23 protein-coding genes are annotated in these 26,665 nt (G+C 36.0%); 15 read left to right on the forward strand and 8 right to left on the reverse strand.

The window, feature by feature from the left end:
- Positions 1-24: 24 nt before the first annotated feature.
- Positions 25-384, reverse strand: a complete 360-nt coding sequence (locus ACFSJT_RS04570; protein WP_378319038.1) for a YraN family protein — start codon at positions 382-384, stop codon at positions 25-27.
- 2 nt (positions 385-386) lie between these two features.
- Positions 387-1,283 (reverse strand): S66 peptidase family protein, encoded by an 897-nt coding sequence (locus ACFSJT_RS04575; RefSeq protein WP_378319039.1) that lies wholly within the window; start codon positions 1,281-1,283, stop codon positions 387-389.
- Positions 1,284-1,382: 99 nt separating this feature from the next.
- Here ACFSJT_RS04575 and ACFSJT_RS04580 point away from each other — a divergent pair, with 99 nt between their 5' ends.
- The 5 genes from ACFSJT_RS04580 (at position 1,383) to ACFSJT_RS04600 (ending at position 8,062) form a co-directional block, all read left to right on the forward strand.
- Complete coding sequence (locus ACFSJT_RS04580) at positions 1,383-2,918, forward strand: DUF1800 domain-containing protein (protein ID WP_378319040.1); 1,536 nt, start codon at positions 1,383-1,385, stop codon at positions 2,916-2,918.
- A gap of 7 nt (positions 2,919-2,925) precedes the next feature.
- The gene (locus ACFSJT_RS04585; RefSeq protein ID WP_378319041.1) at positions 2,926-4,572 is read left to right on the forward strand and encodes a DUF1501 domain-containing protein; all 1,647 of its coding nucleotides are present in this window, start codon (positions 2,926-2,928) and stop codon (positions 4,570-4,572) included.
- A gap of 105 nt (positions 4,573-4,677) precedes the next feature.
- Positions 4,678-6,744: a methionine--tRNA ligase gene (gene metG / locus ACFSJT_RS04590; RefSeq protein ID WP_378319042.1), complete on the forward strand. Its 2,067-nt coding sequence runs from the start codon at positions 4,678-4,680 to the stop codon at positions 6,742-6,744.
- Between the two features lie 5 nt (positions 6,745-6,749).
- A complete protein-coding gene (locus ACFSJT_RS04595; RefSeq protein ID WP_378319043.1) occupies positions 6,750-7,652 on the forward strand; it encodes a histone deacetylase family protein in 903 nt (300 codons plus the stop codon).
- Positions 7,653-7,714: 62 nt separating this feature from the next.
- Positions 7,715-8,062, forward strand: coding sequence for a DUF2116 family Zn-ribbon domain-containing protein (locus ACFSJT_RS04600; RefSeq protein WP_378319045.1), 348 nt, complete (start codon positions 7,715-7,717; stop codon positions 8,060-8,062).
- A gap of 65 nt (positions 8,063-8,127) precedes the next feature.
- Here ACFSJT_RS04600 and ACFSJT_RS04605 read toward each other — a convergent pair whose 3' ends face one another.
- Positions 8,128-8,598, reverse strand: coding sequence for a CBS domain-containing protein (locus ACFSJT_RS04605; RefSeq protein ID WP_378319046.1), 471 nt, complete (start codon positions 8,596-8,598; stop codon positions 8,128-8,130).
- Between the two features lie 213 nt (positions 8,599-8,811).
- Between ACFSJT_RS04605 and ACFSJT_RS04610 the strand changes: the two genes are divergently transcribed.
- Together ACFSJT_RS04610 and ACFSJT_RS04615 are read left to right on the forward strand one after the other, a co-directional pair.
- Positions 8,812-11,223 carry a M28 family peptidase gene (locus ACFSJT_RS04610; protein WP_378319047.1) on the forward strand — a complete coding sequence of 804 codons (2,412 nt, stop codon included), beginning with the start codon at positions 8,812-8,814 and terminating at the stop codon, positions 11,221-11,223.
- A complete protein-coding gene (locus tag ACFSJT_RS04615; RefSeq protein WP_378319048.1) occupies positions 11,216-12,025 on the forward strand; it encodes an NAD-dependent epimerase/dehydratase family protein in 810 nt (269 codons plus the stop codon). Before ACFSJT_RS04610 ends, ACFSJT_RS04615 begins: the two co-directional genes overlap by 8 nt.
- Positions 12,026-12,083: 58 nt before the next feature.
- Here ACFSJT_RS04615 and ACFSJT_RS04620 read toward each other — a convergent pair whose 3' ends face one another.
- From ACFSJT_RS04620 to ACFSJT_RS04630, 3 genes are all read right to left on the reverse strand, one after another.
- Entirely contained in the window at positions 12,084-12,830 is a 747-nt protein-coding gene (locus tag ACFSJT_RS04620; RefSeq protein ID WP_378319049.1) for a succinate dehydrogenase/fumarate reductase iron-sulfur subunit, read from the reverse strand.
- An 82-nt stretch (positions 12,831-12,912) separates the two neighbouring features.
- Positions 12,913-14,916: a fumarate reductase/succinate dehydrogenase flavoprotein subunit gene (locus ACFSJT_RS04625; RefSeq protein WP_378319050.1), complete on the reverse strand. Its 2,004-nt coding sequence runs from the start codon at positions 14,914-14,916 to the stop codon at positions 12,913-12,915.
- Between the two features lie 13 nt (positions 14,917-14,929).
- The gene (locus tag ACFSJT_RS04630; protein WP_378319051.1) at positions 14,930-15,589 is read right to left on the reverse strand and encodes a succinate dehydrogenase cytochrome b subunit; all 660 of its coding nucleotides are present in this window, start codon (positions 15,587-15,589) and stop codon (positions 14,930-14,932) included.
- A gap of 206 nt (positions 15,590-15,795) precedes the next feature.
- On the opposite strand from ACFSJT_RS04630, the gene ACFSJT_RS04635 reads away from it, so the two are divergent.
- On the forward strand, positions 15,796-16,941 hold the full coding sequence (locus tag ACFSJT_RS04635; RefSeq protein ID WP_378319052.1) for a methionine aminotransferase: 1,146 nt from the start codon (positions 15,796-15,798) through the stop codon (positions 16,939-16,941).
- 93 nt (positions 16,942-17,034) lie between these two features.
- On the opposite strand, the gene dinB is transcribed toward ACFSJT_RS04635, so the two are convergent.
- Positions 17,035-18,141, reverse strand: coding sequence for a DNA polymerase IV (dinB, locus tag ACFSJT_RS04640; RefSeq protein WP_378319053.1), 1,107 nt, complete (start codon positions 18,139-18,141; stop codon positions 17,035-17,037).
- Between the two features lie 65 nt (positions 18,142-18,206).
- Between dinB and ACFSJT_RS04645 the strand changes: the two genes are divergently transcribed.
- The 7 genes from ACFSJT_RS04645 (at position 18,207) to ACFSJT_RS04675 (ending at position 24,279) form a co-directional block, all read left to right on the forward strand.
- Entirely contained in the window at positions 18,207-18,875 is a 669-nt protein-coding gene (locus ACFSJT_RS04645; RefSeq protein ID WP_378319054.1) for an NAD(P)H-binding protein, read from the forward strand.
- Between the two features lie 107 nt (positions 18,876-18,982).
- Positions 18,983-19,681: a hypothetical protein gene (locus ACFSJT_RS04650; RefSeq protein ID WP_378319055.1), complete on the forward strand. Its 699-nt coding sequence runs from the start codon at positions 18,983-18,985 to the stop codon at positions 19,679-19,681.
- Between the two features lie 256 nt (positions 19,682-19,937).
- Positions 19,938-21,041: an AraC family transcriptional regulator gene (locus ACFSJT_RS04655; protein WP_378319056.1), complete on the forward strand. Its 1,104-nt coding sequence runs from the start codon at positions 19,938-19,940 to the stop codon at positions 21,039-21,041.
- 23 nt (positions 21,042-21,064) lie between these two features.
- Complete coding sequence (locus ACFSJT_RS04660; protein ID WP_378319057.1) at positions 21,065-21,898, forward strand: DUF2911 domain-containing protein; 834 nt, start codon at positions 21,065-21,067, stop codon at positions 21,896-21,898.
- Between the two features lie 81 nt (positions 21,899-21,979).
- Complete coding sequence (locus ACFSJT_RS04665) at positions 21,980-22,447, forward strand: CYTH domain-containing protein (protein WP_378319058.1); 468 nt, start codon at positions 21,980-21,982, stop codon at positions 22,445-22,447.
- A gap of 338 nt (positions 22,448-22,785) precedes the next feature.
- Positions 22,786-23,691 carry a transporter gene (locus ACFSJT_RS04670; protein ID WP_378319059.1) on the forward strand — a complete coding sequence of 302 codons (906 nt, stop codon included), beginning with the start codon at positions 22,786-22,788 and terminating at the stop codon, positions 23,689-23,691.
- 75 nt (positions 23,692-23,766) lie between these two features.
- Positions 23,767-24,279: a YciI family protein gene (locus tag ACFSJT_RS04675; RefSeq protein ID WP_378319060.1), complete on the forward strand. Its 513-nt coding sequence runs from the start codon at positions 23,767-23,769 to the stop codon at positions 24,277-24,279.
- A gap of 2 nt (positions 24,280-24,281) precedes the next feature.
- Here the strand turns inward: ACFSJT_RS04675 and pbpC are convergent, their stop codons facing one another.
- Complete coding sequence (gene pbpC / locus ACFSJT_RS04680) at positions 24,282-26,585, reverse strand: penicillin-binding protein 1C (protein WP_378319061.1); 2,304 nt, start codon at positions 26,583-26,585, stop codon at positions 24,282-24,284.
- Between the last annotated feature and the right edge of the window lie 80 nt (positions 26,586-26,665).

Genomic DNA, 26,665 nt, shown 5'->3' on the forward strand with positions numbered 1-26,665 from the left:
ATACACTTATAATGATTGTTTTTATTAAAAATGATAAAAGGCATCCTCAAGATGTTCAATATTGGTTCCCAACGTATTCTGGATAATTGCTATGATATCAAAACGTACCTCGACATCGAGATCATTATCCTCGATATAGTGATTAATAGCCCTTACCAAAGATTGTATTTGTTTAGGTTTTACAAAGTCCTGCGGGTTACCAAATTCTGGTGTACTTCTAGTCTTTACTTCGACAACAACCACTGTATCTTTTAACCGGGCAATGATATCAATTTCAGACTTTAAGTATCTATAATTTTTTTCTAAAATATCGTATCCTTTTTTACTAAGAAAATCAACTGCCAGTTTCTCTCCTTTTTTTCCAAGTGTATTATGTTCTGCCATATTTATATATACTCAAATTTTACCTCGTTTTTGGTAACTTTCAAAGAAACTTCTGCACCAAAAATGAGTGCACGGTTATCTTCAATATGCCCCATTGGAAAATTAAATGCTACCGGAAAATTATATTCTTGAACACTATCCAGAATTATTTTTTTTGCCTTTTTGCCAAACGGAATAGTATTATCATGCATTTTGGTCATCCCACCAACAATTAATCCCTGTAAATTATCAAAATATCTATTCCGTTTTAAATTTTGGAGCATACGATCGATATGATATAAATATTCATCAAGATCTTCAATACATAAAATCTTATCCGTGGTATCCAAGGATGATTTTGATCCACATAATGAATACAACATTGATAAGTTTCCACCAACAAGTTGTCCAGTGCAACTTCCCAAAATGTTCTTTTTTGAAGCAGGGATTGTATATTCGATTTTATTTCCGAAAATAACTTCTTTTAAAGAATCAATAGACGATTTGGTGCCTTTATGAATATCAATAGGCATTGGTGCATGTATAGTCTTGATCTCAAAATTATGAATATGTGAGTGCAACACAGTTATATCTGAGTACCCGATGATCCATTTTGGCTTCTTTTGAAAACGAGAAAAATCGATATCATCAATAATTCTAACCGTACCATACCCACCCCTAGCACACCAAATAGCCTTAATCTCATCATCCTCCAACATTCGCTGAAAATCGTCTCTTCGTTCCTTATCAGACCCTGCAAACTGTTTCTTTTTTATGCCTATTGTTGAACCTTTTACCACCTTCAAACCCCATAATTCGAGTAAGTGAATAGCCTCTCCAATCTCTTTAAAATCAACCTTTCTAGCAGTAGAAACTATAGCTATTTTATCTCCAGCTTTAACAAAATCAGGGGTAAACATATCTTAAAATTTCAAAATTGTAATACTAATTAACAAAGACTTTCGTTATAAACTATTATATTGTGATGAAATTGTCCCTCAATCTACAATAAAACTATTATGCCTATGATATCTGATACTTCGTGTAATCTAGATTCTTTGGATGTTTATGTACCTTCTCCAGAAAATCCTTGGAATGTTACTAAGATAAATCATCTATATCGCAGAATCGGTTTTGGTGCGTCTAAAACCGAAGTTCTTAATGCCTTATCTCAAAATAATCCTGCTGCGCTTGTTGATGCTCTCATTGATGAAGCACTCGCCCTTAACACCACACCACCGCCGGTTTGGGGTTTTTGGAACAGGGATCAATTCGAGGCCGCCGAAGAGGCTAACCCTGATAATGATACCGGATTTTACAGACGAGAAGGAAAAAAGCAAATGATTAACGATCTTATCCAAAATAAGGTTAGAGAACGCCTTACGTTGTTCTGGAGTAATCATTTTGTTACTGAAGATCGAACTTACAGAAGCCCTGCCTATCAATCGCAATACTATAATCTTCTTCAAATGCATGCCGGAGGAAATTTTAGGGACTTTGTATATGACATTGGCATCTGTAATGCTATGCTGGTCTATCTTAACGGTGACGAAAATGTTAGAAATAGGCCCAATGAAAATTATGCTCGAGAACTTTATGAGTTATTTACACTTGGTGTTGATAATGGATATACCGAAGATGACATACAGGAGACCGCAAAAGCCTTAACGGGTTATGTGGATACCAACGACATCCCCTGGGGTGACATTTTGTTTAACCCGGCACAATTTAACAATGAAAGCAAAACTATTTTTGGACAATCGGGAAACTGGACTTATGATGATGTAATCAACATACTATTCCAACAGAGGGCTAACTTGGTAGCCACTTTTATATGCTCTAAACTATATGCATATTTTGTAAGTCCTACTTGTAGTGAAACTATTGTCGCTCAAATGGCGCAAACATTTATTGATAACAACTTTCAAATCGCCCCTGTATTGCGTCAACTTTTTAAAAGCGAACACTTTTTTAATCAAGAAGCTATTGGTGCTATTATCAAAAGTCCTTGTGATCTAATGATTTGTTTTTACAATGAATTAGGGTTTACCCTTCCGGCTATGGATGTTAATGATTACATCAGAAATACAGTTCGTGTTTTAGGACAAGATGTTTTAAATCCTATAGATGTTGAAGGTTGGCAAGGTGATGAGGATTGGATTAGTCCGGATTTACTTATAGGTCGTTGGGAAAGTGCACGTTTTCTTATCAACCGTGCCTGGATGCAGAACCAACAGCAGTTTAGAGATTTTGTCGTAGGATTACCAATAGGCACTAATGCTGATGGAAATCTTGATCCAAGTTTAAGTGGTCCAGAAGTTGATATTGTCGTAAGGGCTCTAGTGAACTACTTTTTCCCGAGAGGAATCGATGATGATGTGATTTATAACGAAATTTCAGGTGTTTTTAAGGATATTGATGCCTTTCCGCCTACATATTACGAACCAGATGCAGTAGATCCTGCTATCTGGAGACTAGATCGTACTGAAGTATCAGAACAATTTTTTGCATTTCTGAACTATATCGTAGACATCCCTGAATTTCAACTTAAATAATACTGCTATGTGCGAAACAAATCACAATCATAATATAAAACTAGATAAAAACGGTAATTGTAATACCGATGAGCATAAAACGTGGAACAGAAGATCCTTTCTACAAGCACTAGGTCTTGTAGGAGGTGGATCTATGATGTTGGCAAATACACCATTATCTGTATCAAGACCTTCTCCTTTGTCGATTGCACTTAGTCAATCTACTAATGAAAATATTCTTGTTCTTGTGAGATTACAGGGTGGTAATGATGGTTTCAATACGATTATACCTGTATACGACTATGATGTTTATGCCAATGCAAGACCTTTAATACGAATACCTCCAAGTGAATTTATTAATCTTAGCGATGATTATGCTATGCCCAAACCCATGAATAAGCTGGAAAGTGTTTGGGGTGAAGGACAAATGAAGGTTGTTCATGGTGTGGGATACGAAAATTCTTCGTTGTCACATTTCAAGGGATCCGATATTTATGCCAATACCAATCTTCAGGAAGACGACCGTACTGGTTTTATGGGAAGATATTTTGGGGAAATTTATCCAGACTACTTCTTTAATCCGCCACCAAGTCCTCCTTCTCTTCAGATCGGGAGTATTGGTAATTTAATCTTTAAAGGACCAGAAAGTGATTATTCTTTTGCCGTTTCCGATCCCAGGAGATTATTACAAATCATAGAAAACGAAACGTTCTATAACCTTGACGGAGTCGATGAAAACTGTACGTACGGAGAGAAACTTAGATTCTTAAGAGAAGCAACCAATACTACCTTCGATTATGCCGAGGTGATTAGTGCTGCCTATGAGAGATCTCCAGAATATACCGATAGTAGTTATCAAGATGATAGTTTAGGAAGACAATTTCGTATTATCTCTCGATTAATAAGAGGTGGTTTAGGCACCAAAGTATATTTAGTGACCTTAGGAGGATTTGATACGCATAATAACCAAATACAAAGACACCAGCAATTGCTCACTTCTTTTTCTGAAGCCGTAAGCACATTTTACAAAGATCTGGCAGCAGACCAATCTGAGGATTGGGCTGGTAGAGTACTCACCATGACCATGTCTGAGTTTGGCAGAAGATTTAGGGAAAATGGTTCTTTGGGAACCGACCACGGTACTGCAGCACCCACTATGTTTTTTGGACCTGCTCTTAACGGAAGTGGTTTTGTAGGTGAGCATCCTGATTTAAATAATTTAACACGTGGTGGAAATGTTACCAATACCGTAGATTTCAGACAGGTATATGCTACCGTAATGAAAGATTGGTTATGTGTAGACGAAGGATTAGTAGGCAGGTCACTATTAGATACAGATGGGGGTCCTTTTGAATCTCTTGATTTAGGATTTAACTGTTCTGGCACAACCTCCAATATTCCTAGTGATGGAGAAAGTTTAAGTCATATCCCAACCTATAGCGATAGCCAGACTTTTATCAACATTGTTACTCCGCAAACAACACATATTGACGTTTCTTTATATAATATTGTCGGCCAAAAAGTAGCCACTTTGGCAAACGAAATGTTGATGGAAGGAGTAAATATGGTCATTAATGTAAAAGATTCTGCGAACACCCGGTTAAGTACAGGGCCTTATGTGTATCAGATCAAAACCAATAATGGCGATTACAGCAAATCAATTATAATCTCTTAGATTAGTTAATCATATAACCACTAGACAACCTTAAAATATTTGGGTGAACTAGTGGTTATGTTTTGTAGCTGTTTTTATTACCTTTGTGCCTTATTTTTAGAAGTTATGAGCACAAAGGGGAGATATACAATTACAGCGGCATTGCCTTATACCAATGGTCCTATACACATAGGTCATTTGGCCGGAGTTTATGTTCCAGCAGATATTTATTCACGTTATCTTAGAATCATTGGTAATGATGTTGCTTTTATCTGTGGAAGTGATGAGCATGGTGCTGCGATCCCTATGCGTGCAAAAAAAGAAGGAGTATCACCGCAAGTAATTATTGATAAGTATCATACGATTATCAAAAAGTCGTTTGAGGACTTCGGAATTTCTTTTGATAATTATTCAAGAACCTCTGCTCCTATTCATCACGAGACTGCCTCAGAGTTTTTTAAAAAACTCTATGAAGACGGTAAGTTTATCGAGGAAACCTCAGAACAATTATATGATCCGGAAGCTGAGCAATTTCTTGCTGATCGATTTGTAGTAGGTACTTGTCCTAAGTGTGGAAATGAAGAAGCCTACGGCGATCAATGTGAAAAATGCGGTAGCTCACTTAATGCCACAGATCTAATACATCCTAAATCTACAATTTCAGGGGCAGAGCCTACTCTTAAACAAACAAAACACTGGTTTTTACCTTTGGACCAATACGAGGATTTTTTAAGAGAATGGGTGCTTAAAGGACATAAAAAAGACTGGAAAACTAATGTCTATGGTCAGATCAAATCGTGGGTGGATGATGGATTACGCCCACGAGCAGTAACAAGAGATTTAGATTGGGGAATTCCCGTTCCTGTAGAAGGAGCAGAAGGAAAAGTCTTGTATGTCTGGTTTGATGCGCCTATTGGATATATTTCTTCAACCAAAGAATGGGCAGCAAGAGAAGGAAAAGACTGGAAACCCTATTGGAAGGACGAAAACACCAAATTGATACACTTTATAGGTAAAGATAATATAGTCTTTCATTGTATCATCTTCCCAAGTATGCTAAAGGCTGAAGGAAGTTATATCTTGCCGGAAAACGTACCAGCCAATGAGTTTCTCAACCTCGAAGGTAATAAATTATCCACCTCAAAAAACTGGGCGGTTTGGTTACATGAATACCTGGAAGATTTTCCCAAAAAGCAAGATGTTTTGCGCTATGTTCTTACAGCCAATGCCCCAGAAACCAAGGATAATGATTTTACATGGAAAGATTTTCAGGCACGCAATAATAATGAGTTGGTTGCTATCTTTGGTAATTTTATTAATAGAGTTGTGGTACTTACTCATAAATATTATAACGGTGTTGTACCTACTCCAGGTAACTTATCTGAAATAGATAAAAAGACCTTGACAGAACTTAAAGCATACCCGGCAGTCATTTCTAGTGCTATCGAGCGATACAGATTTAGAGAAGCAAGCCAGGAATTACTAAATGTTGCTCGGTTAGGAAATAAGTACCTGGCAGACGAAGAACCCTGGAAAACCATAAAAACCGACGAAGAACGTACAAATACTGTTTTGTATGTGGCTTTGCAAATCGCTGCTGCTTTGGCTACCCTATCAGAGCCGTTTTTACCATTTACCTCAGAAAAGCTGAAAAATAGCCTGTCGATCAAGTCAAGCTCAGTTGAGACAAAATGGAATGATATTGCTAATAAAGAAGTATTACTTCCGGCAGGACATCAAATCGAAAAAGGAGAATTATTGTTCTCTAAAATAGAAGATGCTGAAATTCAAAAACAATTAGATAAGTTGGAAGCTACCAAAAAAGCTAATGAGGCCGAAAACAAAACTATAGATCCACAAAAAGAAACCGCAAGTTTTGAAGATTTTACCAAGCTTGATATTCGTGTGGGGACGATCATTGAAGCAGAAAAAATGCCGAAAGCCAAAAAACTATTGGTGCTTAAAGTAGATACGGGAATCAATATCAGAACGATCGTTTCAGGTATTGCAGAACATTTTGCTCCAGAAGAAGTAATAGGCAAAAAAGTAACTGTCTTAGTTAATCTTGCTCCGCGAAAACTACGCGGTGTAGAAAGCGAAGGCATGATCCTTATGACAGAAACACCAGAAGGCAAACTGGTCTTTTTAAATCCGGATGAAGAGGGCGTGAATTCTGGTTCAATTATTAGTTAATTGAGATGCTCAAAATAGCCCATCATGAAATCTATGCGCATCCTTTGCCAAAAGGCCATAGATTTCCGATGATCAAATATGAACTACTGCCGCAACAACTCATGCATGAGGGTACTTGCACAGATGAAAATTTCTTTACTCCTCGTATCCCTGATACAAGCTATATTCTGGCAGTACATACCAAGGAATATTATAATAGTCTTACCCATCTTTCTCTAGAAAAAAAAGCTGCTCGAAAAATTGGATTCCCTTTGTCTAAACAATTGATTGATCGTGAAGTTATTATTGCCGACGGAACTATAAAGGCCTCAGAATATGCGCTAAAATATGGTATAGCCATGAATATTGCCGGGGGTACGCATCATGCATATACTAATCGGGGTGAAGCATTTTGTCTACTTAATGATCAGGCCATTGGAGCTCGCTATCTATTCGCAAAAAAATTGGCCGGTAAGGTTCTCATCGTAGATCTGGACGTGCATCAGGGTAATGGAACTGCTGAAATATTTGAGAATGATCCTGCAGTCTTCACTTTTTCTATGCATGGAGCCAACAATTACCCTTTCAAGAAAGAAACATCAGATCTGGATATTGAACTGCCAAACCAAACTAATGATCAGGAATATCTAAAAATATTAAAAAATACACTTCCCAGGCTTATCGAAGATCAACAACCCGATTTTGTCTATTATCTATGTGGTGTTGATATCCTAAGCACTGATAAATTAGGAAAATTAGGCTGTACCGTATCTGGTTGTAAAGAGCGGGATCGGTTTGTACTACAAACATGTAAAGATCAGAAAATTCCAGTAATGTGCTCTATGGGCGGTGGATATTCGCCAGACATCAAAACTATTGTAGATGCTCATGCTAATACCTTTAGGTTGGCACAAGATATTTTCTTCTAATCTATCTTTAATCGTTTGTAAACGGATATTTATTGTATATTCGAATCTAAATACACATTTTTATGCAAAAAGAGTGTCCTGTTTGTGGTAACAAAATTATTGGGCGGGTAGATAAAAAATTTTGTAGTGATTATTGTCGCAATGCTTTCAATAATCAACTAAATAAAGACAGTAAAAATCTGGTCCGAAACATCAACAATTTGCTGCGTAAGAATTACCGTATTCTTGAAGAATTAAACCCAAAGGATAAAACCAAAACTACCAAAACAAAGCTTATCGCAAAAGGATTCGATTTTCAACATTTTACCAGTATATATACTACCAAAACTGGGAATATCTATTATTTTATATACGATCAGGGATATTTACCGCTAGAAAATGACTTCTATGCCCTTGTGAAAAGAAATTGAAATAAAAAAAAGTATGAATCTATGAGCATCATACGTTTCTTTTTGTATTAATACTATTTCTATCGTTATTTACCATACCAATTTTGGCCTTTCATTTTTAAAGCTGCTTTCATGACATCCTTTTGACTAATCTGACCTACAAGCTTGCCATCTTCAATGATGGGAAAACGTCTTCTTTTGGTCTGTAAAAACTTATTTGCAGCATCAAAAATATTGAGATTACCATCGATGGTCTCAACATCCTTCACCATGAATTTCTCAACTGTGGCATCGTCTATTGGCATATTGTAATATCGACTTTCATTAAGTTGTTTTATACAATCTCCTTCAGAGATAATTCCTAACAACTTATTGCTATGATCTACTACCGGACCGCCAGATATTTTATGCTTTACCAACGCCTCAATGACTTCCATTACCGATTGGTTAGGAGTAAATGTAATCAAATCTCTTGTCATGTAATCTGAAACCTTAATAGGAGTCTCATCCTGCTTCTTCGTCTTAGAGCGAGCCCCCTGAAAACTCATTATTCCCATAATATGTATTGATTTAGTGAATCTTAAATATAGTGAATTTCAATAACTTATTCAAGGAAGCTTTTTGCTTTATAGAATTTTTACGACACTCATAATTATTTTCTTCCGATCAAAAGATTTGTAAAAGGTTTGGCAAAGAAAATTCATTTCGGTTAGGATAGATTTAATAATTGTGGCTTATTTCTTACCTTTATCCTAAACCAATACACATATATGCGAAAGTTTCCCTCATTACTAACATTTCTCCTCATAATTTTCTTCTTATTCTATACTTTTTACAGCACCAAATCACATCGAATTAGTGATCTTGATACGCCTGCTCAAGAGTTTTCTACCTTACGTGCATTAGAACATGTAAAAAATATTTCCAAAGAGCCCCATTATTTGGGTAGCACGGCCCATAAAAAAGTACAAAAGTACATCGTAGATGAGTTAAAAAAAATGGGGCTGGAACCACAAATCCAGAAAGGCACCTCTATCTCTAAAGCAGGAAGAGTAAGTCAACCAGAAAACATCATCTCCTTAATTAAAGGAAGTACATCCAGAAAGTCTTTGGTATTAATGTCTCACTATGACAGTTCACCTCATTCTTCTTTTGGTGCTAGTGATGCGGGCAGTGGCGTTGCAACTATTTTAGAAGGGATAAGAGCATATTTAGCAACCCATAAAACACCAAAGAATGATATCATTATTTTGATTACCGATGGTGAAGAATTAGGGCTTAACGGAGCGGATTTTTTTATAAAAAAGCATCCTTTTGCTAAAAACGTAGGCTTAGCACTTAATTTTGAAGCTAGAGGAAGTGGTGGCAATTCATACATGTTTATAGAAACGAATGGCAAGAATGGAAAAATGATCAACGAATTTGTTAACGCAAGGGTACCATATCCCAACACTAATTCTTTAGCTTACAGTATCTATAAAATGCTTCCTAATGATACTGATCTTACCGTATTTAGAGAACAAGGAAATATCGAGGGCTTTAATTTTGCTTTTATTGATGATCATTTTGATTACCACACTGCAAACGATACCTGGCAAAATTTAGACCTTAAGACATTACAACATCAAGGAAGCTACCTGATGCCGCTGCTCTCCTACTTTTCTGAGGTAGATCTTGCAGATCTGAAATCGGATCGAGATTACATTTACTTCAGTACTCCAATTTTTAAGCTGTTTAAATATCCATTTAGTTGGATATTTCCCTTACTCATTATTGCGACTATTTTATTTATAGGTCTCCTACTTTATGGAAGAACTGCTTATCGAATTGATTTTAAGCAAGTCATTAAAGGTTTTGGAGTTTTCTTACTTGCTATAAATCTGGCAGGGTTTCTAACCTTTGGTTTATGGGAACTTCTTAAAATCATTTATCCTCAATATAATGAAATCCAACAAGGGTTCACCTATAATGGCTATGAGTATATTACTACTTTCATAATGTTATCATTTGCCATTTGTTTAAAAGTTTATGCGAGGTTTGAAAAAAGTGAAAATTTGCCTAGCCTTCTAATTGCACCCCTGTTCATGTGGCTCATGATTTCAATTCTGGCTGCTTTATACTTAAAAGGAGCTAGTTATTTTATTATCATATTGTTTTTTGGATTACTTTCTTTGTTTGTATTAATTCGGCAAAAAAAACCAAATCCTTATCTCATGACCTTTTTGGGGTTACCTGGTATTTTTATTTTATCTCCTTTTATTACTTCTTTTCCTGTAGCATTAGGTCTTAAAATACTTTTCGTTTCAGCGGTATTATCAGTACTACTATTCGGAGCTTTATTACCAGTATTTGGTTTTTATAAGAGAAAAAACTTATTGGGAAACATCGCTTTAGTACTTACATTAGTTTTCCTCGTTTCGGCGCATGCAAAATCAGATTTTACCAAAAAAAGACAGAAACCAAATAGTTTGGTGTATATTCTAGATACAGATCAAAATAAAGCAATTTGGGCCACTTACGATAAAATACTTGATCCCTGGTCTCAAAATTATATTGACAAAAAGGAAAATATTGTGGCGGCTTATAATGCTGAAATATCCAAAAACAGGTCTGGTAAGACATTTGCTTATACATTACAAAGTAAATACGGAAAGTCATATACCTATGCCAATCAGGCCCCTGTTAAAGATATAAAACAACCAAAAATAGAATGGAGTAATGATACTATAATTAATAATTCAAGATATATTGATCTCTGTGTTGTACCGCAAAGAGAAATTAATAGAATTGATCTGTATACAGAGACCTTATTTAATTTTGATCAATTAGAAGTAAACGGGGAGACCGCTACAAATTTTAAACATAAGGACGGCAATCTATATAATGCCTACACCAAAAGGTGGAACCAAAACTTGCTTACCTATCTAACTACAGATAATGAGCCTTTAGAGCTACGCATGAAGTTGCATAAGGATTCTCTACCTAAATTTGTTATGTATGAATCCTCATATGACCTATTAAAAAGTAAACATTTCTCTATTCCTAAAAGGGATGAGAAGATGATACCCAGACCTTTTGTTGTAAATGACGCTGTTATCGTTAAAAAAAGTTTTGTTTTGCAAAAATATCAGGAAAAAGTGACAGATACAACATCCTTTGAAACCACAACTATTAATGAATAAACCAATTAGCATTCTAGGCACTGGATGGTTAGGACTACCTTTGGCCAAAGCTTTTCTTGAAGATAATTATACGATAAAAGGATCTACAACTTCTAAGAATAAATTAAAAAATCTTTCTGAAAATGGTATAATCGCCTACCAAATTGTTGTAACCGAAGAGGGACCATTAGGAAACGTAGACTCTTTTTTGTCTGAAAGTGATACCTTGATCATTAATATTCCACCAGGAGTTCGACGCAATCCAGAGGTTAATTTTGTAGCCAAAATAGAAAAACTTATTCCATATATCGAAAATTCAATAATAAAAAAAGTGATTTTTGTAAGCTCTACGTCGGTTTTTGTTGATCTGGAAGGATTTCCTTTAATTTCAGAAGAAATGTTGCCTAATGCTACTTCTAATGCCGGAAAACAGCTAATGGAAGTAGAACAATTACTACAAAATCAAAAAAAATTTAAAACTACCGTTCTTCGCTTTGCAGGATTATTTGGTCCCAACAGGCATCCAGCAACCATGTTGTCTAAGCGAAATAATATCAAAAATCCAGAAGCACCTGTAAATCTTATTCATCTCACCGACTGTATTGGTATTATCAAAAAAATCATTGAAACAAAAAGCTGGGCTCATGTTTTTAATGCATCCTATCCTGATCATCCAGAAAAAGCTGTATACTATAGTAAGGTTTGCAAGCAAATGGGATTGCCGGCGCCTGATTATGATTTTGAAACTCCCTCTAAAGGGAAAATTATTGAATCAAGACAAATTGTTGAAAGTTTGAATTACAAGTTTATTCACAAATTATAACTAGAAAAACCGAAGTGTATCAATACTTCGGTTTTTATACTATTGAAAAACTTGATATTTATCCTTTCAAGCCAGCTTTTAAATATTCACGATTCATACGTGCAATGTTCTCTAGAGATATTCCCTTAGGACATTCAATCTCACAGGCACCGGTATTGGTACAGTTACCAAAACCTTCTGCGTCCATTTGATTTACCATAGCCATAACACGCTCTGTAGCCTCTACCTTACCTTGAGGTAATAAGGCAAACTGAGATACCTTTGCTGATGTAAATAACATGGCCGAGGCGTTTTTACAAGCTGCAACACAGGCTCCACAACCAATACAAGTTGCCGCATCCATTGCCTCATCTGCGTCTTCTTTACGAATAGGAATCGCGTTAGCATCAATTGTATTTCCCGAAGTATTTACAGAAATATATCCTCCAACTTGTTGGATTCTATCAAAGGCACTCCTGTCAATCATTAAATCTTTAACTACCGGAAAAGCTTTCGCCCTGAATGGCTCAATATAAATAGTATCTCCGTCATTAAATTTACGCATATGTAATTGACAAGTAGTAACCAGGCGATCAGGCCCATGGGGCTCTCCATTAATTTGCAATGAACAAGAACCACAAATCCCTTCTCTACAGTCATGGTCAAATACAACAGGTTCCTCTCCTTTACTGATCAGCTCTTCGTTTAACACGTCTAACATTTCTAAAAAAGACATATCTCCCTCAATTCCAGAAATAGGGTAATCTACCATCTTCCCTTTTGACTCAGCATCTTTTTGACGCCATATTTTTAGTGTAAGATTCATATATTTTAGTTTTTAGTTGTCGGTTGCGTTGCTAGTTCAAAATCTCATGGATCCTTGTAAACTATCAACTATCGACCATCAACTATTTATAACTACGTGTTTTTAATTCAATGTTTTCATATACCAATTGCTCTTTATGCAGCACTGCATCTTTTGGCTCACCTTTGTATTCCCAGGCAGACACAAACTTAAAGTTTTCATCGTCTCGCAATGCCTCACCATCTTTGGTCTGGTATTCTTCTCTAAAATGTCCACCACAAGATTCATTTCTTGTTAATGCATCTTTAGCAAATAACTCTCCAAGTTCTAAGAAATCAGCAACTCTTCCTGCTTTTTCTAACTCTTGGTTAACGCCATTAGCATCACCCGGAATTTTGACATTTTTCCAGAAATCTTCTCTTAAAGCTGCAATTTCTTCGATTGCCTCTTTCAATTCCTTTTCATTACGAGACATTCCGCATTTATTCCACATGATTTTACCTAATTTCTTATGATAATAATCAACAGAATTAATTCCCGAAGCATTCATTAACTTCTCGATTCGCTCTTTTGCCTCTTTTTCTGCCTGTTCGAACTCAGGGGTGTCTGTAGGAATCTCTCCGGTACGAATGTCATTTGCCAGGTAATCTCCTATCGTATATGGAAGTACAAAATATCCATCTGCAAGACCTTGCATCAAAGCAGAAGCACCCAATCGGTTAGCACCGTGATCAGAGAAATTAGCTTCACCGGCAGCATAGCACCCCGGAACTGTTGTTTGTAGATTATAGTCTACCCATAGTCCACCCATAGTATAATGTACTGCAGGATAAATCATCATAGGAGTTTTGTACGGATTCTCATCTACGATCTTTTCATACATCTGAAACAGGTTACCATACTTAGCCTCTACAACCTCTTCTCCTAACTTGGTAATTTGTTCTTTGGTTGGGTTCTGGATGCCAGAAGTTAATGCCTTTTCTTTTCCGTAGCGCTCTATGGCCGCAGCAAAATCTAAATATACTGCTTCGCCTGTTTTATTGACTCCAAAACCGGCATCACATCTTTCTTTTGCTGCTCTTGACGCAACATCACGAGGCACTAGGTTACCAAAAGCAGGATAACGACGTTCTAAGTAATAATCTCTCTCTTCTTCTGATAACTGCGTTGGTTTCAATTTACCAGCACGTATAGCTTCTGCATCTTCTTTCCTTTTTGGTACCCAAATACGACCATCGTTTCTTAGGGACTCAGACATCAACGTTAGTTTCGACTGGCTTTCTCCAGAGACAGGAATACAAGTAGGGTGAATCTGAGTGAAACATGGATTCGCAAAGAAAGCTCCTCTTCGGTGTGCTCTCCAGGCTGCCATTACATTACTCCCCATAGCATTGGTACTTAAGAAAAATACATTTCCATAACCACCAGTAGCCAACACGACCGCATGAGCAGAATGTCTTTCAATTTCACCCGTAACCAGATCACGAGCTATAATTCCACGTGCTTTCCCGTCAATCTTTACCAAATCCAACATTTCATGACGATTAAAAGCTTGTATTTTCCCGCGATTGATCTGGCGGTTCATTGCAGAATAAGCTCCCAGCAATAATTGCTGTCCTGTTTGTCCTTTTGCATAAAAAGTTCTGGATACTAATACTCCCCCAAACGAACGATTATCAAGTAATCCTCCGTATTCGCGAGCAAAAGGAACTCCTTGAGCTACACATTGATCTATAATGTTACCAGAAACCTCAGCCAAACGGTACACATTTGCCTCACGGGATCTATAATCTCCTCCTTTAACGGTATCGTAGAATAGACGATAATCAGAATCACCATCTCCTTGATAGTTTTTAGAAGCATTGATTCCTCCTTGCGCTGCAATAGAATGTGCTCTACGTGGAGAATCCTGATAACAAAATGTTTTTACATTATATCCAAGCTCTGCCAATGTTGCTGCTGCGCTACCTCCTGCCAATCCAGTTCCCACAACGATAACATCGATGTTTCGTTTGTTGGCTGGATTCACAAGATTGATTGTATTTTTATGTTTTGTCCACTTATCTGCCAGTGGCCCTTCAGGTATTTTAGAATCTAAAATTGACATAATATGTGGTATTTTAATGATTAAAATGATGAACAATTGCAATAAAAACAAAACCCAAAGGAATGATTACTGCAAATGCTTTGGCAAATTTCGTTGCTCCCACCGAATATTTATTATTAAACCCTACAGACTGGAATGATGAAGCAAAGCCATGCCATAAGTGTAATGCTAAAAACACAAAGGAAAGTACATATAACCATGTACGCACAGGGTTTTCAAATTTGTGCACCAACTCTTCATAATATCTCGTAGGAACCTCTGGATTCGTTTCAACGTATTTATATACTATCTCCGGAACCCAAAAATCGTAAAAATGTAACCCAAGAAAAGCCAAGACTACCAAACCTGAGTATATCATATTTCTTGATACCCAAGGAGCATTAGCGCTGCCTTTATATTTTGCATACTTGACTGCTCGTGCCTTGTTATTCTGAACTTCTAATACAAATCCCATTACAAAATGAAACACAACAGCAAATATTAGAATAGGCTGCAGTAAAAACTGAACCACAGGATTTGTACCCATAAAATGAGATATCTCATTAAATAAATCGGGGCTAAAAACTGATGTAAAATTGATACTAAAGTGCTGTAATAAGAAAAATACTAAGAAAAGTCCCGAAAGTGCCATGGCAACTTTTCTAGCTATTGAAGATTTTATCAATCCACCCATTATTTAAAATGTTTAAAATTTTGCAGAACAAAAGTAAGGCTCATGTAACTTTTTACCAACATTTTGATCTGTTTATCTCGTATTTATAATGAATTTAAAAAAGAGAAACCGGTTTGTTTATTATTTAATGCGAAATCGTTTGAAATCAGCAGGTAACTTTAAACAAAAAATGATGCCGTTTTTTATAAATATCCTAATTTTAAGCCATGCAAAATATCAATTCTAAACTTCCAGAGGTTTCTACTACCATATTTACAGTGATGAGTAAAATGGCAAATGAATACAATGCTATGAACCTGTCACAGGGATTCCCCAACTTTGAAGCCAGTCCAGAATTGATCAATTTGGTAACTTATGCCATGCATAAGGGGTATAATCAATACGCGCCAATGCCAGGTCTGTTATCGCTTAGAGACATTATTGCCGAAAAAACGAATTCAATTCATGCTTCAGACTATCATCCAGAAACTGAAGTAACCATCACCTCTGGTGCTACACAGGCTATTTTTACAATTATTGCAACATGTATTCATCCAGGTGACGAAGTAATTATCTTTAAACCGGCCTATGATTGTTATGAACCTTCTGTCGAATTATTTGGAGGAACGATCGTTCCGATACAGCTTAAAACTGCTGATTTTACAGTCAACTGGAAAGAAGTTCAGGAAAAAATCACGCCCAAAACCAAAATGGTAATTATCAACACTCCTCACAATCCCAGTGGCTCAGTTTTCTCTAAAGAAGATATGCTGCAATTAGAAACATTATTGAAGGATACCGACATTATTTTGTTGAGTGACGAAGTGTATGAACATATTATCTTTGATAATGTAGAACATCAAAGTGCTGCGAGGTTCCCAGGGTTAGTAGAACGTGCTTTTATTACAGCTTCTTTTGGGAAAACATTTCATACCACAGGATGGAAAATGGGGTATTGCCTGGCGCCTAAAGAATTAATGGCAGAATTTAGAAAAGTACATCAGTTTAATGTCTTTTGCAGCAATCATCCTATGCAATATGCGCTTGCTGAATATCTAAAAACTCCAGAAAACTATCTGTCATTATCTAATTTTTATCAGGAAAAGCGTGATTTGTTCTTGTCCTGTATTAAGGATTCCCGTTTTACCTTTACACCAGCTGCTGGCACTTATTTCCAGTTGTTGAATTATGCTGAAATTACCAATGAAGGAGACGTAGCTTTCGCCGAAAGGTTAACCAAAGAACATAACATTGCTTCGATTCCTGTATCGGTTTTTAATTTGAATCGGCAAGATAATAAGGTGCTTCGATTTTGTTTTGCCAAGACTGATGATACGTTGAGACGGGCGGGAGATATATTATGTCGTGTATAATTCTATGGCATACCGGCAAAACGAGCCAAATCAAAATATAAATTACCTGAAAACCCATCGACTCTATTCGGGATGACTGAGAAATTCTTCTTTCTAAAAATCAAACCTCAACTGTACTACTTCAAACTCTTTTTCTTCTTTTTCCTTTTTCTTTTCCTGACCCGTGTTAAGATTAGAAAGTGAAATCCCGAGTAGTCGTACAGAGTTCTTCATTTTCTCTTGATACAACAATTCTTTTGCTGTCTCCAGCAATATGTCTGCATCATTTACAAAATAAGGCAGCGTTTTACTTCGGGTTTGCAATGTGAAATCACTATATTTTATCTTCAGTGTTACCGTTCTTCCCGCGACTTTATTATTTTTTAAGCGTTTCTGCAACTCCTCAGCAATGCTTTCTAATCGCTCAAGCATATAAATTTCTGAAGCGATATTTTTACTAAATGTTCGTTCTGCCGCCAGGGACTTACGCTCTCGATTAGGTTTAACTTCGCTAAGATGAATGCCTCGAACGATACGATAATAGTGCCTCCCGGCTTTACCGAAATGTTGAGTCAAAAATTCTTCTGATTTTGCTTTAAGATCTTTACCTGTATAAATTCCCATGGCATACATTTTGGCTTGAGTCACCTTTCCAACTCCATAAAATTTTTTGACATCCAAATCTTCTAAAAACTCAATTACCTCTTCGGGATTTACGGTTTTTTGACCATTGGGTTTATTATAATCACTAGCAATTTTGGCTACAAACTTATTAATCGATATTCCGGCTGAAGCTGTTAAACCTACTTCATCAAAAATTCGTTGTCTTATTTGTTGTGCTATCAACGTAGCGCTTGGATTTCCTTTTTTATTTTGAGTAACGTCCAGATATGCTTCATCCAGCGATAATGGCTCTACTAAATCGGTATAGTCAAAAAATATCTTTCTGATCTTGGAAGAAATCTCTTTGTAACGGTCAAATCTCGGTTTTACAAATATAATATCAGGACATAATTTTCTTGCCGTAAAACCAGGCATCGCTGATCTAACTCCGTAAACTCGAGCTTCATAACTGGCAGCACTGACTACACCACGTTTTCCCCCTCCTCCAACGGCAAGTGGTTTTCCTTTTAAATCAGGATTGTCCAATTGCTCTACAGAAGCATAGAATGCATCCATATCTACGTGTATAATCTTTCTATGTGCTACTGATTCTTCCAAAGAAAATAAAATTGATTACAAATTTATAGCTTCTTTACATACCTTTACATATAAATCAATTCACTATGTCCAAAACAGCAATTATTTTAGGAGCCACTGGGCTAACAGGTGGAATTTTATTACGGAAATTACTGGACGATGATCGATACCATAAAATCAAATTGTTTTCCAGGTCGAGTATTGGTATTGAACACCCGAAAATTGAAGAACATCTTATTGATATGCTTCAATTAAGAGATCACGCTGATAAATTTACCGCGGACGAAGTTTATTGCTGTGTAGGAACAACCAACGCCAAAACTCCTGATAAAGAATTATATCATAATGTCGATTATGGAATCCCGGTTAGTGCAGCTAGGTTATGTAAAACAAATAAAATCAACACCTTTATTGTAATTTCATCATTGGGCGCAAATTCTAATAGTACTATTTTTTACAATCGAACTAAAGGAGAAATGGAGGAAGCCGTTTTAGAATTTGATATTCCCAAAACTCATATACTTCAACCATCTTTGATCGGTGGTGATAGAGATGAAAAGAGATTAGGCGAATATGTTTTTAAACAGTTTATGAAATTCATAAATCCAGTATTAATCGGTGGATTAAAAAAATATCGATCCATACGTCCTGAAACGATCGTTTCAGCTATGATATGGTTAGCTAATCATGAATTCAACGGAAAAAGAATAACTTCTGATGAAATCAAAGGAATTTATGCGGAAAATGGTGTCTAATTGGTTCATATACCGTATCCGTATCTTTCTAAGCTTCCATAATTAATGAATTTCCATAACAGCTTCTACATTTGTTTGAAAATTATTAATCATTAAAAAATCAAACAATGAAGTTATTAAAAAATCTCATCTTATTCTTCTTGACCTGTCTATTAACAACAAGTCTTATTGCACAATCCAATATCAAATCCTACAACCTAAAAAAAGGAGAAATATTGGATATTCTATTACTGACTACAAAACCAGAAAGTGAAAAAGCCTTTAAAAAATACAGAGAAACTGCTTTTCCAATAGCCTCTAAAAGAACTTATCAACCGCTACCTGGCTTTAAAATTGAACAAACCCTACAAGGAAATATTCAACCTACAAGCTTTATAGTAGGCAAATGGAATGATCTAAAAAATCGCAAACAATTTATTGCCGAAATTGAAGGTATTGTCCCAGATTTTCACGAGCAACGTAGAAATATCTGGTCCCTATTTAATCTAACCTATTACGAAATGCCAAAAGATGTTTCATTTGAAATAGATAGAAGCAAATACAATGTTGCTACCTCTTACTGGAAAAAAGATATGGTATCATTTAAAAATTTCACTGAGCTTTGGTTGCAAAAATCCACAGCAAAGGGAGGAAAAAAGATTCTTGAGCTCTCAAATGGAAAATCACCTTTGGGTTATTATCATAATCCCGAAGTATTAATTATCACTCAATGGGAGAATAAAGCAGCGTTTGATGCTTTTTATAAAGAAAATCTTAAGATGAATCACAATGGAGTGCTACACGTAAATCAATTTGTATTAAACTAGTAACTTGAGTTCGATGTAAGAAAATTTACGTCAGTCAGAGTGATTTTCGATAGAAAATTGTATCGAAGACAAGTAAATTTTCAATCAAAAGCCTAATTTCGATACAATTTTTCTTCGTTTCACTATGAAAAATCACTCAATTTAACGGCTTTTATAAATCAAGTTTCTTAGATCGAACTCACGTTAGTATATTAAACCCGGTTTATGTTTTAATTTCTTAATCATAGATCAAGCACAAAAACAGATTATCAAAAACATGCAATCATTCCTAAATCAATTAGTTTATTTCGGGTATTTTCAAAGTTTGTTTTTACTATTTATTTATGTTTTTTCTCCAAAAAAAAGAAAAAGTATCAATAGATATATTGCTTTGTTAGTGCTGGTTTTAGCAATAGGGTTAAGTGGTCGTATAGTATATATCTCTGGTTTCTTTGGAGATAATTACCGATGGGTTATTTTTTCTGAATTCGCAACATTATTATTTGGCGCCACGATCTATTTATTTACCCGATCCAGTCTATCGAATAAACAGTTCTCGTATAAAGAATTACTGCATTATGTACCTGCTTTGGTATACAATATATTTGTGACTGCTACTTTCATACTGCCATCTGACGAGGTATTACAAGAAAGACTGGAAAGCGGAGAACAATTTAGATTTACCTTATTTTTTATTGCCATAGGATTATTATTTAATATCACTTATTGGGTCTTAAGTTTTAGAATGTTTTTAAAATTTAGAAAAGACATTCAAAACGAATTAAGTTATACTGTGAAATCACAGTTTTTCATGAATTTTCTGATAGCGGTAGGAATCTGTATGCTTTGCTGGTTTATTATGTTTATCTATTGGCTATTGGGATATCAGTTCTTGGATAAATCTGCTTGGCAAATTATATGGATTAGCATAGCTCTTATTATTTTATTTATTACATTCTATAGTATAAAAGAGCCTCAGTTATTCAAGGTTACCCAGCTATTAATGCCAAAAAAATATGCGCAATCCAAACTATCAAACCAACAATTAGATACTTTAAAATCTAGATTAGAAGGTTTAATGGAAGAAAAAAAACCATATTTAAACAGAAAACTTCTAAAATCAGAGCTAGCAGAATTATTAGGCGTAAGTAATCCAGAAATAGCGCGTTTACTCAATGAGCGCATTGGAATGAATTTCTTTGAGTATGTAAATTATTATAGAATTAAAGAATTTATAGTCTTAGCAAAAACAGACCAAGCTAAAAATATGACCTTATTTGGACTTGCGCAAGAGGCAGGTTTCAACTCTAAAACTACATTCAACAAATCGTTTAAAGATTTAATGGGTACTACCCCTAAAGAGTATTTTTCAAATCTTTAATCATATCAAAATTTCAATAAACTATGTTCAAAATATTTTTTATCAGTATTATTACTGTATCAACAGTTAGTGCGCAACTTACCGTTCCTGCCCTGAGCCCCAAATCAAAGACGACCCAAACCGTTGGATTAACTGAAATCGAAATTGAATATTCTAGACCCAGTAAAAGAAATCGTACCATTTTTGGAGAAAATGGTATCATACCGTATAATGAGCTATGGAGAACCGGCGCCAATGCAGCAACTAAGATCACTTTTACAGCTGATGTAACTATTTTTGAAACATCTATAAAAAAAGGCTCCTATGCTATTCTTACTAAACCAGGAAAAAACTCTTGGAAGATATACTTTTACACCTATACCTCTGGCAATTGGAATACTTATCTAGATCAAGCTCCTATTGCCAGCTTTACCACTAAGCATATCAAATTAAACGAAGCTTTAGAGACCTTTCTGATTTATATGGATCAAATCACTTTAGATAGTGCACAGTTAGTATTTGCTTGGGATCAGGTTAAAATCGCTGTACCAATTAAGTTTGACACACATAAAAAGACTATGGCCAGTATCGAAAAAACCATTACTGGGCCAACTGATTTTGATTATTTTCAGGCGGCGCTATACCTGCATGAAGCGCAAAGAGATCTGGATAAAGCTTTGATCTATATCCAAAAAGCTACTAGAGGTAAGAATCCGTTATTTTTTCAGGTATATAGAGAAGCGTTAATCCTTGCAGACTTAGATAGAAAAACAGAAGCAATAACAGCTGCCAAAAAATCTTTAGAATTATCCAAAAAAGCAAAAAATAAAGACTTTATCAGATTAAATGAAAAAAACATTAAGAAATGGTCCAGATAAGATTATTTTGTAGATTCAAGATACTAGTTTTGAAAAATACAATATCTTGAATCTACATTCAAAAAATATCAAGTATCGTAAATGATTGAAATAGAACGTAAATTTCTGGTGAATTCTGAAGCTTTTAAAGAAGAGTCACAAAATAGTTATCGCATAGTACAAGGGTTTTTGAATACCGATCCCGAAAGAACGGTTCGCGTTCGTGTTAAAGGAGAAAAAGCATTTCTTACTATTAAAGGAATGGGGAACACTTCTGGAACCACAAGATTTGAATGGGAAAAAGAAATCAAGGTAACCGATGCAGAACAACTACTGAAAATTTGTGAACCCGGAATTATTGAAAAAACACGTTATGAAATTTCTTCTGGTGATCATATTATTGAGGTCGATATGTTTTTGGGTGGAAATGAAGGTTTGATTTTAGCGGAAATAGAATTGAATAACGAAAACGAATCCTTTTTAACTCCAAATTGGCTTGGAAAAGAAGTTACAGGAGATCCAAAATACTATAACTCCCAATTAAGCAAAAAGCCGTTCATGCAATGGTAAAAAGTATCAACAAATTTCCTCTTCGGTTAAACCCGAATTATGCATTAAAACTTCGTCATGAAGGTTGAAAACGCAATAAAACCTGGTATTTTACAAGTTTTTGCATAGCATCGCTCTGGTTAAACTTGTAAATGCGGTGGAGCGTTAGGTTTTGAAGCGGTTTCAAGCTGTAATACCTGCCCGCCTTGATGTTTCGAATAGGCAGGCGGGGATTCTTTAATGCATAATCCGGGTTAAAACAGCATAAAACATCTTTATAGAAAAGTAACATCAAAAAAGTGTAAGGTTAAAATAACGGCCTCGTCTAAGGGAACTTATTATTAACCAAATTTAAGAATATGTTACACAAATCTAAAAATTCCCTATTAGGGATACTGTTACTTTTATGCCCTTTTTTAACTGTATTCGCACAACTTCCTGTTGATGGTTTCTATCCTGCAAAAAACTCTTTTACCCTGGCATCCAGTTATTCTTATAAAAATTACGATCAGTTTTATCGGGGTACTACCTTATCTGAAGGAAATCCTGCCGGTTTAAGAGAAATTTCGTCTTCAATCGTTTCTTTGTATGGCCAATATGCAATTTTAGATTGGCTTTCGACTACAGTAACACTGCCTTACATTTCGATAAAAAGTGAAGATGGTGTTCTTGATCCTGTGCAACAAGTCGATCAAGTCGATGGAATCCAGGATTTAGGTATTTTTGCGAAAGCCCGAGTCTTCGAAAAAAAATTCGAAAACTCTTCCCAAATCACGATTGGAGGAGTAACGGGAATTACTTTCCCTGTTGGGGATTATGAAGGTGCCGGAGTATTATCACTCGGTAATCAAGCAACCTCGATTAACGGGGCCGCTGTATTTCAATATACACTTCCTATGAAGATTTTTGCTGAAACGCAAATAGGCTATAGTTTTAGAGATAGTGGTGATTTCGACATTCCCAATGCAATGCTATATAGTGCCAAGATAGGATATTATAACGACTTTTTGTATATGCATGCCAAATTAGATATACAAAACTCTATGTCTGGTTTGGATATAGGTACGCCTGAGTTTGCTGATGCAGGAGGTGCCGCTATTCTCCCGGAAACCGAAGTAGATTATACTACACTTTCTTTTGATTTTTATGTTCCTGTTTATAAAAACACCTTCGGAATCTCGGCTGGATATCTGGCAACCCTAAATGGAAGAAATTTTAGTAAAGAAACCGGATTGTCTTTTGGATTCGTGTATACCGCAAAATAGACCTGTGATATTTCTTACAAGGTAATCATCTTCAAAAGTTTTATCTTTGAAGGTGATTATCTTTAAATTTTTTTTATGCGTTCTTCATTCATTAAAACTATCTGTATACTGTGTTTGACTGTTATCTTTTCTTGTAAGCAACAAGAAACAAAAACTACTGCTGTAGAAACTCTCCCTGAAACAGTTAGAAAGATAGAACCTTCAGTCACAGAAATAAAAGAAAAACTATTAAACGATGGTTTTCAAATTTTTGATTATGTAGATGAAGAAACCGGAGATACGGTAATTATGCAACAATATTTTATCGCTTTTCTTAAAAGGGGTCCTAATCGTTCACAAAGTAAAGAAGAGGCTGATAGTTTACAGAAACTTCATTTAGCGCATTTAAGGAACATGTATACCCAGGGATACGCAGATATCTCTGGACCTTTTGGAGACGACGGAGATATTCGTGGGATCACCATTTATAATACACCTACTCAAAAAATGGCCGATAGCCTTGCTAATTCAGATCCAATGGTGAAAGCAGGTCGTTTAGTTATTGAAACCCATCCCTGGTGGGCAGCAAAAGGATTTCCTTTGCGGTAAAACTATTCCTTGATTTCAATTTTACGTTTCAACTCGTTTCCTTTTTCATCCAGAACAGTAATGATGTGTTTGCCTGGTTTTGGTAATATCGGCATCTCATGAAATTGCCTGGTAGCACCTACAAATTCATCATCAATATACCAAAATACCTGTGTCTCGGGACTTGTATGTGCTATTTTGAGGATTACCTCATTGGTTTTTCCATCAAATCCTTTTGGCAGATACACGGTGCTATTCCCTTTCGGGAAAATGAAATCCATGCTGGACTGAGATTCTTTTACACAATCGCGGCGGTATGATGGTAGGGATCTATACTGTGCATTATTTGTTTTAAAAAAATATTCTTGTAAAGGTGGTAAAACAAACCAGGGTTCATGTACGATATCGGCAACAGATTCACATGAAGAATTGACACGATATTGCTTTGTTTTATCCAGATGTATTAAGTGATGAAAGGGACAAGAGGTACTGCTAGTTCCAGAGATAGGGACGTAGTTTTGCGTCTTAGGACAGTTACTTCCAGCCAGAAAGCCACTTATTGCACAAACTTGAACTTCAACAAGATCATCGTAGGGTGCAGGAAACCATTTTGTATTGGGTAATAAATTAAATATGTCAAACAAGACTGGCGCGGCTGCATTAAGCCCAGTAAGTTCTGGGCGACCCTCACCATCTGCATTACCAATCCATACTCCTACAACGTGCTTTTGGCTAACGCCAATAGCCCAAGCATCCCGATTACCAAAACTTGTTCCTGTTTTCCAGGCAATCTCTCGCGACGAATCATAGAACTCCCATGCTTCATCTCCTTCTGGTCGATTTACTTTTTTCATGGCTTCAAAAGTTAACCAGACACTTCCTGCACCATATAGTTGTTTTTGCAATTCTTTTTTTCCAAAATCAACTTCTTTATTTACTAATAAAAGAGGCTCACTAAACTCGTTTTCAAAATACTCGCTCGATGTTTCTTGATAATGATTAAGTACTCCTGCAAAACCTGCATACGTTTTGCATAGGTCCCAAAGGTTACCTTCTGCCCCTCCCACAATAAGTGACAATCCGTAATGATCTGCACCATATCTTAGCCCATTGATTTTAAATGCATTCAATTCATCTCTAAATCTCTGTAAACCGTATTGTTGTAATAATCGCACTGCAGGTACATTTAATGACCTTGCCAGTGCTTTGTTTGCAGGTACAACACCGCTATAGCTTTCATCGAAATTCTTCGGATTATATCCTGCAATTACTGTTGGAATATCTGACACCAACTGTGCTGGCAACAATTCACCTTTATCCATCATTGCAGCATATAGCAATGGTTTTAAGGTACTACCTGTACTGCGATTCGCCTGAATGATATCTACATCCTTTTGATGATATTTATCTGTTGGTGCATTCCCTACATAACTTATAACCTTACGAGCATCTACATCTATTATCAAAACAGCCATGTTATGAACCTCATTTTGCTTCAAAACTTCGTGGTGTTTTTTTACCACTTGATTGACTTGCTTTTGCAATGTAAAATTGATCGTTGTCTTTACTCTGTCTCCATCATATTTCTTTGCCAATCGATCTAGTAAATGTGTAGCTATCTGCGGAAGAAAATAAGGCTTTTGGGGTAAAGTTTCGTTTATCGATAACTCATAGGTTAAAGAGTCAATGGTTTTTTCTTTTAAAAGCGTTCGCAATAAACGGTTTCTTTTTTCTTGCAATCTGGTTTGATTCTTGCCTGGATAAATAAGAGACGGAGCATTAGGTAACACGGCTAATGTTGCACTTTCTGCCCACGACAGTTGATGTGACGGCAACCCAAAATATCTCCAGGCTGCCATATCAATTCCCACCACATTACCACCAAAAGGTGCATGCGAAGCATATAGTTTTAGAATACTTTCTTTTGAAGTTGAGACCTCAAGTCGAGTAGCTAAGACTAGCTCTTTCAATTTCTCGAAGTACGTTCTTTTTTTACCCTTCCGTGCCAAACGAATCACTTGTTGAGTGATAGTACTGCCCCCACGAACTATCTTGCCCGCCTTTATATTCTCTTTAATAGCTTCTAGCATAGCTAAAGGATTAAATCCAGGATGCACATAAAATTGTTGGTCCTCGAAGGCGAGGATACATTTCTTAAACTTATAAGGCACACTGTCGGTTTCAGGAAAACGCCATTGGCCATCGGTTGCTATTTTGGCGCCCAGAAGTTCTCCCGATCTGGCTTCAATTACAGTAGCTGTTGGATCATCGAATAATGGCTTTGGAAGCGCAAAATAATACAAGATTAACGCGATACTTATAACCATAAAAGGCTTACGGTGTTTTTGAATATATTTTTTAGTTTTTTGAAACAACGATGAAATGTAATTGAAGGAGGTTTTCATAG

It is taken from the genome of Aquimarina celericrescens (assembly GCF_042682765.1).
Lineage (GTDB): Bacteria > Bacteroidota > Bacteroidia > Flavobacteriales > Flavobacteriaceae > Aquimarina > Aquimarina celericrescens.

Bases quoted from the DNA above. Each gene is read 5' to 3' on its own strand.
- ACFSJT_RS04570 (WP_378319038.1), bottom strand. From the start codon at position 384: ATGGCAGAACATAATACACTTGGAAAAAAAGGAGAGAAACTGGCAGTT.
- ACFSJT_RS04575 (WP_378319039.1), bottom strand. From the start codon at position 1,283: ATGTTTACCCCTGATTTTGTTAAAGCTGGAGATAAAATAGCTATAGTT.
- ACFSJT_RS04580 (WP_378319040.1), top strand. From the start codon at position 1,383: ATGCCTATGATATCTGATACTTCGTGTAATCTAGATTCTTTGGATGTT.
- ACFSJT_RS04585 (WP_378319041.1), top strand. From the start codon at position 2,926: ATGTGCGAAACAAATCACAATCATAATATAAAACTAGATAAAAACGGT.
- metG (WP_378319042.1), top strand. From the start codon at position 4,678: ATGAGCACAAAGGGGAGATATACAATTACAGCGGCATTGCCTTATACC.
- ACFSJT_RS04595 (WP_378319043.1), top strand. From the start codon at position 6,750: ATGCTCAAAATAGCCCATCATGAAATCTATGCGCATCCTTTGCCAAAA.
- ACFSJT_RS04600 (WP_378319045.1), top strand. From the start codon at position 7,715: ATGCAAAAAGAGTGTCCTGTTTGTGGTAACAAAATTATTGGGCGGGTA.
- ACFSJT_RS04605 (WP_378319046.1), bottom strand. From the start codon at position 8,598: ATGGGAATAATGAGTTTTCAGGGGGCTCGCTCTAAGACGAAGAAGCAG.
- ACFSJT_RS04610 (WP_378319047.1), top strand. From the start codon at position 8,812: ATGCGAAAGTTTCCCTCATTACTAACATTTCTCCTCATAATTTTCTTC.
- ACFSJT_RS04615 (WP_378319048.1), top strand. From the start codon at position 11,216: ATGAATAAACCAATTAGCATTCTAGGCACTGGATGGTTAGGACTACCT.
- ACFSJT_RS04620 (WP_378319049.1), bottom strand. From the start codon at position 12,830: ATGAATCTTACACTAAAAATATGGCGTCAAAAAGATGCTGAGTCAAAA.
- ACFSJT_RS04625 (WP_378319050.1), bottom strand. From the start codon at position 14,916: ATGTCAATTTTAGATTCTAAAATACCTGAAGGGCCACTGGCAGATAAG.
- ACFSJT_RS04630 (WP_378319051.1), bottom strand. From the start codon at position 15,589: ATGGGTGGATTGATAAAATCTTCAATAGCTAGAAAAGTTGCCATGGCA.
- ACFSJT_RS04635 (WP_378319052.1), top strand. From the start codon at position 15,796: ATGCAAAATATCAATTCTAAACTTCCAGAGGTTTCTACTACCATATTT.
- ACFSJT_RS04645 (WP_378319054.1), top strand. From the start codon at position 18,207: ATGTCCAAAACAGCAATTATTTTAGGAGCCACTGGGCTAACAGGTGGA.
- ACFSJT_RS04650 (WP_378319055.1), top strand. From the start codon at position 18,983: ATGAAGTTATTAAAAAATCTCATCTTATTCTTCTTGACCTGTCTATTA.
- ACFSJT_RS04655 (WP_378319056.1), top strand. From the start codon at position 19,938: ATGCAATCATTCCTAAATCAATTAGTTTATTTCGGGTATTTTCAAAGT.
- ACFSJT_RS04660 (WP_378319057.1), top strand. From the start codon at position 21,065: ATGTTCAAAATATTTTTTATCAGTATTATTACTGTATCAACAGTTAGT.
- ACFSJT_RS04665 (WP_378319058.1), top strand. From the start codon at position 21,980: ATGATTGAAATAGAACGTAAATTTCTGGTGAATTCTGAAGCTTTTAAA.
- ACFSJT_RS04670 (WP_378319059.1), top strand. From the start codon at position 22,786: ATGTTACACAAATCTAAAAATTCCCTATTAGGGATACTGTTACTTTTA.
- ACFSJT_RS04675 (WP_378319060.1), top strand. From the start codon at position 23,767: ATGCGTTCTTCATTCATTAAAACTATCTGTATACTGTGTTTGACTGTT.
- pbpC (WP_378319061.1), bottom strand. From the start codon at position 26,585: ATGGTTATAAGTATCGCGTTAATCTTGTATTATTTTGCGCTTCCAAAG.